Raw genomic sequence first — 7,743 nt, 5'->3', positions numbered from 1 at the left:
TCTTTCTGAGCGTTCCGGTGGTGGGCGGAGAGGATTGGAACGTCGCGTGCCTGGTCGAGCAGCAGCACGCGTCGGACAAAGAGTTTACGGGTCGGATTTTTGATTCGTGGGTTCGCCTGAGAGCGTCAAGGCCGGTTGGAAGAACGACGGCTTTCGCCATATACACGGGTGACTCGAAGGATGTGAATTTTCATACGGAAACATGTTACGGGTTAGAGGCTTCGCTGAAATTTCGGACGTTTCATCTTCCGGGTTACGACATGGAGGAATTGAGGCAGGACAGGCGCCCTTTCGGGCGTGTGATGTACGCGGGGCGTCTGTCTCTGGGCACAGAGAATGATGTGAAGCTGCGTGAAAAATACGCGTTGGAGATCCTGAACACAACGGACGAGCAGGAATATGATCATGGGCAGCGAAGATTTATCCTTGAGTTCGCGGACAGGATTTTTCGACTGAGCGACCCTGAAATAAGCCAGGATGTGAGGGAGGCGTACAGGATGAAAACAATATCGCTCGAACAGTATGTGGCCCAAATAGCCAAAGAAGAGGGCATAATGGAAGGTATGGAGAAAGGCATGGAGAAGGGCAGAGAAGAGGGTATGGAGAAGGGCTTGGAGAAAGGCAAGGGAGAAAAGGCTTTTGAAGTTGCGCGCACAATGCTTGCCGACGGTCTGCCTGCCGAAACCATCAGAAAATATACCGGTTTGGATGAAAGCGCAATTCTTTCCCTGCGGTAAACGAATCCTGACCAAATTACGCACAGAAAGGCTCTCTTTTTAGAGGGCCTTTTTTGTTGCCTTGAAAGCAGGAACCGGAAGCAGAGTGATAAGATTTATGAAACGCCGGCAGAATAATACCAATTTGCTTTCAACCGAGCGTTAATGAAGCAGCTAATGTTTGAATATCACTGCTTTTAGCTATTTTAACTTTAGGCCTTTTATTTCAAATTGGTATAAGAATATTCTCAGGCTTTATAAGGAGACCTGCGATGCTCAGTCACAATGATTTGTTCATCTACCATATTTACACGTTTTCCCTTGCGAACGCGCCGTTTCACAACGAATACGGTCAGCCGTCGGACAAAACGGGTATGATCGCCCGATGGATACCGCACATCAGGCGGCTCGGCTGCAACGCGGCGCTGTTTTCCCCCGTGCTTAAATCCAGAAGCCACGGGTATGACGTAACCGACTACTTTCAAATTGACAACCGCCTGGGAACGAACGACGATTTTCGAAAATTGGTGGGGGCGTTTCACGAAAACGGCATTCGCGTCATGCTCGACAGCGTTTTCAACCATTGCGGACGTGATTTCTTTGCGTTCCAGGAGTTGCGGAACGGCAGCCGCGCTTATGCGGATTGGTTCTCCGGAGTGGATTTCAGCCGTCGAAGTCCGCTGGGCGACCCGTTCACTTACGACACCTGGGCGGGGTATCATGAGCTGGTGAAGTTCAATCTGCAAAATGAGGCGGCGCGAAATTATCTGCTTGACGCGGCGCGGTTCTGGCTCGACGAATTTGACGTCGACGGAATGAGACTGGACTCGGCCAACGTGCTGGACTTCGGCTTTATGCGCGAGCTGCGCCGTGTCCTGTGTGAGAAAAAAGCGGATTTCTGGCTGATGGGGGAGGTCGTTGCGGGGGATTATACGAAATGGGCAAACCCGGAAACGCTTCACAGTGTGACCAACTATATGCTGTATAAAAGTCTGTTCTCAAGTCACAACGACAACAACCTCTATGAGCTGGCGAGCTGTGTGCAGAAATCCGTTCCGGACAACGGGCTGCCGCTTTACAGTTTTTTGGACAATCATGACCAGCCGCGAATTGCGAGCACCGTAAAAAACGCGGCGCACTTAAAAACCCTGTACGCTTTGCTGTTCACTCTGCCCGGAATCCCTTCGATCTATTACGGAAGCGAGTGGGGCATTCGCGGCGTGAAAGAAAACGGTTCCGACGCGCCTCTGCGTCCTTATATCGACATTGATGCCCCGCCTGTGACCGTTGAGGGGCTGGAGGATTATATCCGGCGGCTGGCCGAGGTCCGCCGCGGGCATAATGCGCTGAAATACGGCTCTTACCGGCGCATATCCATACAATACCGCCGCCCGTTTGTGTTCGAGCGGAGCCATGACGGCCGGAGCGTCTTTGTCGCGGTAAATATCAACGAACATGCGGACGTGACGAACCTCGGCGCTCATTGCAAAGGCTCCCTGATTGATTTGCTGACGGGCGAACGGTTCGACGGGGCGGGACAGATTGCGCTTTCGCCCTGCTCGGCGCGGGTGCTTGCCGCGGAGTAAAAAACCCCGGAGAGAGGTCCCTCCGGGTTTTGAACGGTATAACAAAATTTTTCGCGAAAATCACTCTCTGCCGGAGAACAGTCGGTTTCGCAGAGTTCCCCATACGCCCATGGGAAGCCAGATGATGAAACAGACCAGCGCGACGCCGTAGATGACGAGGCGCATTTCTCCCGCCATTCGAAGAAATTCCGGAAGGATCGTCAGGGCCACCGCGCCGAGAACGGGGCCGAACAGGGTGCTCATTCCGCCGAAGATGACCATCACCAGCATGTTGATGGATTCGCTCATGGTGAAGGTCACGGGGCTGATGAAGAGGATGTAATGGGCGTAAAACGCTCCGGCCAGGCCCGCGATGCCGCCTCCCACGGTGAAGGCGAAGACCTTGCTCTTCATGGCGTCGATCCCGAGGGAACGGGCCAGTTCTTCGTTCTCCCGAATGGCGACCATGGCGTCGCCCAGTCGCGAGTTGACCAGTCGATACAGCACAAAGAGCACTCCGGCGACGAAAAAGAGCCCCAGATAATAGTAGTGGAGCCGCGATTCGAACACAAAACGCAGGCTTCCCGGAAACAGGGGCGTCGGGCGGGGAATCCCGGCGATTCCCATGGGGCCGTTGGTTACGGGGATCCAGTTGTTCATGACGACCGTCACCAGCACGCCGAAGAAAGCCGTCGTTATCGCCAGCACGTGTCCTCTGAGACGGAGAACCAGACGCCCGATGCCCCAGGACACGGCGCCCGCGAAAAGTCCGGCGAGCCAGAACGTCACCCAGAAAGACCAGCCGAATCTGACGCTGAGGAGGGCGGACACGTAAGCGCCCATGCCGTAAAAAGCCGCGTGTCCCATGGAAACCTGCCCGGCGAAGCCCACGATCAGAGCCAGCGAAAGGGCCAGAACGGCGTAGATTTCGGACATGACGAAAATATGCAGGTAATAGTCCATGGAGAACAAAAGGGGCAACTCGTAAAGTCCAAGGACCGCCAGCAGCGCGAATGCCGCCGTCAAAAGGCGCTTCATCATCGATTCCCTCCCGTCAGCCCTTCCGGCCTGAGGATGAACAGGAGAACGAGCAGGAGGAAGGGATAGGCGTCTTTGTAGGCGTAACTGATGAATCCGCCTCCGAGACTTTCTGTCAGTCCAATCAGAATTGCCGCGAAAATTACGCCCTTCACGCTTCCAAATCCTCCCAGAATGACGATGACGAAGGATTTCAGGACGACCGTGAACCCCATCTCCGGCGACACGAAAAACATGGCTCCCACCATCGTGCCGGCAGCCGCGGCCAGAGCTCCGCTGACGGCGAAGGTGACGGAGTAGACGCGCCGGACGTTGATTCCGGCAAGCTGGGCTGCCGTTCTGTCCTGGGCGACGGCGCGCATGGCCTTTCCCATACGGGTGTACTGAATGAACCAGGCCAGGCACAGAACCAGAACGACGCTTAAAATCAGGATCATCAGGCGTTCACCGGTCAGGAAAAGGCCCATGAAGCGAAAACGGATTCCCGCGAGCCCGGAGGTTATCTTCCGGGGGTCCGCCCTGAAAAAGTAAAGAGCCAGGTTGGCCAGCGCCGTGGACAGCCCGAAGGACAATAACATGCTGTTGATTAGAGGTTTGCCGACAATGGGCCTGAAAATGAAGCGTTCGGTCAGGGCGCTGAACAGGGCCATGCCCGCCATGGCGATCAGCATTGCCGCGAAGAAGGGAACTCCCAGGAGCGTCATGGAGAACAGCGCCATGAACGCCCCCAGCATATAGAATTCTCCGTGAGCGAAATTGGCCATTTCCAAAATTCCGTAAATCAGAGAAAGGCCCAGCGCGATCAGGGCGTAAATGCAGCCCAGAATGACCCCGTTCAGCATCTGTTGAAAAAAGACGGTTGTCATCGATTGTTCAGCTCCCTGAAAACAAGGTACGGGTCGGATTACCGTGCGGAGATGGGACCCGCCACGACCTCCAGTTTGCCGTCATTGACGGCGATGATGTACTCGTCGATAATCAGCTGGTTCTTTTCGTCGAAGTACGCCTTGCCCTGAGGCCCTTCATACTGCACGGCGGCAAGGGCGGTTCGTATTTTTTCCGTGTCCGTGGAATCCGCCTTCGTTATGGCAAGAGCGACCATTTTTGTGCAGTCATATCCCGCCTGGGCGTACTTTTCCGGGTCCGCGTTGTAGCGTTTTCGATAGTCCGCGACGAACTTCTGCGCGGCCGGAGTTTGAATGGCCGCGGTGAAACGGCTGGCTCCCACGATTCCGTTGGCGTTTTCTCTGGCCAGTTCGATGAATTTCTCGTTGAAAGTCCCGCTGGTGGGGTCCATAATCAGCATTTTTCCGCCAAGTCCCATTTCATGATACTGGGCCACCACCCGGGACAGGTCCACGGTTTCCCCGAAAAGACAGAGCCCGTTGGCGTCGCTGGCGGAGAGCTTGGTCACGATGGGATAGTAGTCCGTCTCGCCTTGGTTGAAGTACTCCGTGAAAACGACGGAAGCGCCGATGGAAGCCAGGTCCGCGTTGAACGCCTCTACAGAACCGCGCCCGTAGTCCGTGTTGATGGCGATGTAGGCCCATTTGTCCACTTTTTTCTCCTGAACGGCCCACTTCGTGAAGGCTTTGGCGATCATGGCGGAGTTGTCGCAGCCCCGGAACATCCAGATGTTGCCCATCTCCGTGATTTTCGGGGCCAGAGAGACGGGGGTGATCAGCGGCACCCGGGCGCGCTGGGCCACGTCCATCATGGCGAGAGTGCAGGAGCTTCCGAAATCGCCGATCACCGCCACGACTTTCTCCATCCCCGCCAGCTTCTCCATGGCGGCCACCGCCGTGGCGGGAACGCCGGCGCTGTCCTCCACGTACAGTTCAATATTATTTCCGCCGATTCCTCCCGCGCCGTTGATTTCGTCCACGGCCATTCGAATGCCGTTCAGCGCCAGGCCGCCGTCATAGGCTATGGCCCCGGACGTGGGCAAAACCACTCCGATTTTGACGGGCGCCTTCGGAAGTTCCGCTCCGGCGGGCGTCGTCAGCCCGCACAACACCACCGCTGCCAGCAACAACATCAAGAATTTTCGCATTACCAACACCTCCTGAGTTTAATGAAACATCTGAGTTTAAAGAAATAACCTATATACCGAGATAGGATTTCCGGACCTCGTCATTTTCCCTGAGCTGAGCCGCCGGGCCGGACAGGCGAACCTGCCCCGTTTCCAGCACGTAGGCGTAATCAGCCAGGGACAGGGCCATGAAGGCGTTCTGCTCCACCAGAAGAACCGTCGTTCCGCTTTCCCGAATGTTTTTTATGATTTCGACGACCTTCTCCACGATGATGGGGGCGAGTCCTAGGGAGGGTTCATCCAGCATCAGGAGTCTCGGTCCGGGCATCAGGGCCCGGGCGATGGCGAGCATCTGCTGCTCTCCGCCGCTCAGGCTTCCCGCCAGCTGTTCCCGACGTTCCGCCAGAATGGGAAAGGTCGTGAAAGACCAGTCCAGCCGCTCCTGAATTTTATGCCTGTCCCGAACGGAAACGGCCCCCATTTCCAGGTTTTCCAGCACGGTCATTTTGGGCCATACCCGCCGACCCTCCGGGCACTGGGAAAGTCCCCAGGCCACGATTTCCTCGGGGTGGGCTCTTTCCAGCCGCCGCCCTTCAAATTCGATCGTCCCCTTCGTGGGATGGAGGACGCCTGAAAGGCACATCATGAAGGTGCTCTTGCCCGCTCCGTTGGCCCCGATAAGCGTCACGATGGAGCCTTTTTCGGCCTCGATGGAGACTCCGCCGAGAGCCTGGACCTTTCCGTAGTGGGCGCTCAAATTTTCCACTTTAAGATGCGGCATGATTGTATCCTCTCCCAAGATAAGCCTCAATGACCCGGGGATCTTTTGAAACCTCTTCCGGCTTTCCTTCGGTCAGTTTCTCGCCGTAGCACAGCACCGCCAGTCGGTCCGAAATGGCCACGACCAGGTTCATGTTATGTTCGATCAGAAAGATCGTGATTTTTTTCTCGCGGCGAATTTTCAGAATGATGTCCATCAGTTCCTGTGTTTCGACGGGGTTCAGCCCCGTGGCGGGCTCGTCGAGGAGCAGCAGCCTGGGGTTCGCGGCGAGAGCCAGAGCGATGGCAAGCATCCTTTGTTTCCCGTAGGGGATGTTTTTGACGAGGTGGTTTTTCCAGGAGTAAAGGCCGGTGAACGAGAGGATGTCTTTCGAGCGCTCCGCCACCTCCGCGTTTTCCCGTCGCGAGGTTTTTCCCGCCGTCAGGATGTCGAAGAGTCCGGCCTGGCGATGCAGGTGAAACCCGATCCGGATGCTTTCCTCCACGGAGACGTCCGCGAAAATGTTCGTCTTTTGAAAGGTGCGGATCAGGCCCTTGCCCGCGATTTCATGGGGAGGCAGGCCTGTGATGTCCCTGTCCATGAAGTGGACCGACCCGGACGTGGGTTTCAGAAAACCGCTCACGAGGTTGAAGAACGTGGTTTTTCCCGCGCCGTTGGGGCCGATGAGCGAGAGAATTTCGCCCTCGTGAACCTCCAGCGCGACTTTTTCGACGGCTTTCAATCCTCCAAAATAAACGGAAAGATCTGCAGTCTTCAGCATATCTCTTACCTCCCTTCTGAAATGCGGCTGTTGTTTATGCCAATACGCAATCCGCTATAAAATGCAACGCGAAGCATTCTGCAGAAGCAGCAGAAAGTCCGGAAGATGTGCCTCAATGTCGAAACGCAGACCGGCCATGCTCAGCGCCGCTACGAGATTCCCCCGGGTATCCTGGAGCGGGACGGCGATCTCGGCCGCACCGGGGGTCATTTCTTCGAAGCTGAGCGCATAGCCTCTGCGGCGAATTTTCTCTATTTCCTCTTTCAGAAGCGACGGTTCCGTCAGGGTCATGGGGGTATAGCTGAAAAGCGTTGAGGCGAGGATTTTTTCCTGAAGCGCGGCGGGGGAGAAGGCCAGTAAAATTTTGCCGCAGGCCGCCGCGTGGAGGGCGAAGGTTTTTCCCACCTCGGCCACCAGTTTGATCGTCCGCTCCGGTTCGGTTCTGTGCAGACACACCCCTCTCGTTCCATCCTGAACCAAAAGGAGAATCGTCTGGTGGCTTTGCGCGCAGAGTTCGTCCATAACGCCCCGGGCCCGCCGGGTCAGCTCCAGCTTCAGCCGCCACGTTTCGGCGAAAACCAGAAAGCGCAGGGCGATGCGGTAGCGTTGGGTCTTTGCGTCCTGCGCAACCCAGCCTTCTTCTTCGAGGGAGTTCAGGAGCCGCTGCACGGTGCTTTTGGGAATACCGACGCGCCGGGCGATGTCTCTTATGCCCATGTCGTCCTCGGTTTCCATCAGGGTTTCTATCAGAGTGACAATACGCTGCACCGAATCCATAAAATATCACTCCTAAAATGGGACACGTGACCTAAATCTTGAGAGAATTATACCATATAAGAAAAATTTGCAAC

General features: G+C 55.9%; 8 protein-coding genes. 2 read left to right on the top strand and 6 right to left on the bottom strand.

Features of this window, described 5'->3' with window-relative positions; genetic code table 11:
* The first annotated feature begins 341 nt into the window (after positions 1-341).
* Positions 342-737 (top strand): hypothetical protein, encoded by a 396-nt coding sequence (locus LBR61_00745; protein MDR1730597.1) that lies wholly within the window; start codon positions 342-344, stop codon positions 735-737.
* A 251-nt stretch (positions 738-988) separates the two neighbouring features.
* Positions 989-2,302, top strand: a complete 1,314-nt coding sequence (locus LBR61_00740; protein ID MDR1730596.1) for a cyclomaltodextrinase — start codon at positions 989-991, stop codon at positions 2,300-2,302.
* Positions 2,303-2,362: 60 nt separating this feature from the next.
* Here the strand turns inward: LBR61_00740 and LBR61_00735 are convergent, their stop codons facing one another.
* Genes LBR61_00735 through LBR61_00710 form a run of 6 tightly spaced genes read right to left on the bottom strand, consistent with a single transcriptional unit; the run spans position 2,363 to position 7,669 of the window.
* On the bottom strand, positions 2,363-3,322 hold the full coding sequence (locus tag LBR61_00735) for a branched-chain amino acid ABC transporter permease (protein ID MDR1730595.1): 960 nt from the start codon (positions 3,320-3,322) through the stop codon (positions 2,363-2,365).
* Entirely contained in the window at positions 3,319-4,185 is an 867-nt protein-coding gene (locus tag LBR61_00730; protein MDR1730594.1) for a branched-chain amino acid ABC transporter permease, read from the bottom strand. Before LBR61_00730 ends, LBR61_00735 begins: the two co-directional genes overlap by 4 nt.
* A gap of 38 nt (positions 4,186-4,223) precedes the next feature.
* Entirely contained in the window at positions 4,224-5,372 is a 1,149-nt protein-coding gene (locus tag LBR61_00725; protein ID MDR1730593.1) for an ABC transporter substrate-binding protein, read from the bottom strand.
* 49 nt (positions 5,373-5,421) lie between these two features.
* Positions 5,422-6,132 carry an ABC transporter ATP-binding protein gene (locus LBR61_00720; GenBank protein ID MDR1730592.1) on the bottom strand — a complete coding sequence of 237 codons (711 nt, stop codon included), beginning with the start codon at positions 6,130-6,132 and terminating at the stop codon, positions 5,422-5,424.
* Entirely contained in the window at positions 6,119-6,892 is a 774-nt protein-coding gene (locus LBR61_00715; protein ID MDR1730591.1) for an ABC transporter ATP-binding protein, read from the bottom strand. Before LBR61_00715 ends, LBR61_00720 begins: the two co-directional genes overlap by 14 nt.
* A gap of 54 nt (positions 6,893-6,946) precedes the next feature.
* Positions 6,947-7,669 carry an IclR family transcriptional regulator gene (locus LBR61_00710; GenBank protein ID MDR1730590.1) on the bottom strand — a complete coding sequence of 241 codons (723 nt, stop codon included), beginning with the start codon at positions 7,667-7,669 and terminating at the stop codon, positions 6,947-6,949.
* Positions 7,670-7,743: the final 74 nt, after the last annotated feature.

The sequence above is a fragment of the Synergistaceae bacterium genome, from assembly GCA_031272035.1.
Taxonomy (GTDB): Bacteria; Synergistota; Synergistia; order Synergistales; family Aminobacteriaceae; genus JAISSA01.
Note: the sequence above shows the minus strand (reverse complement) of the source record. Positions and strands in the feature narration are given on the sequence as shown.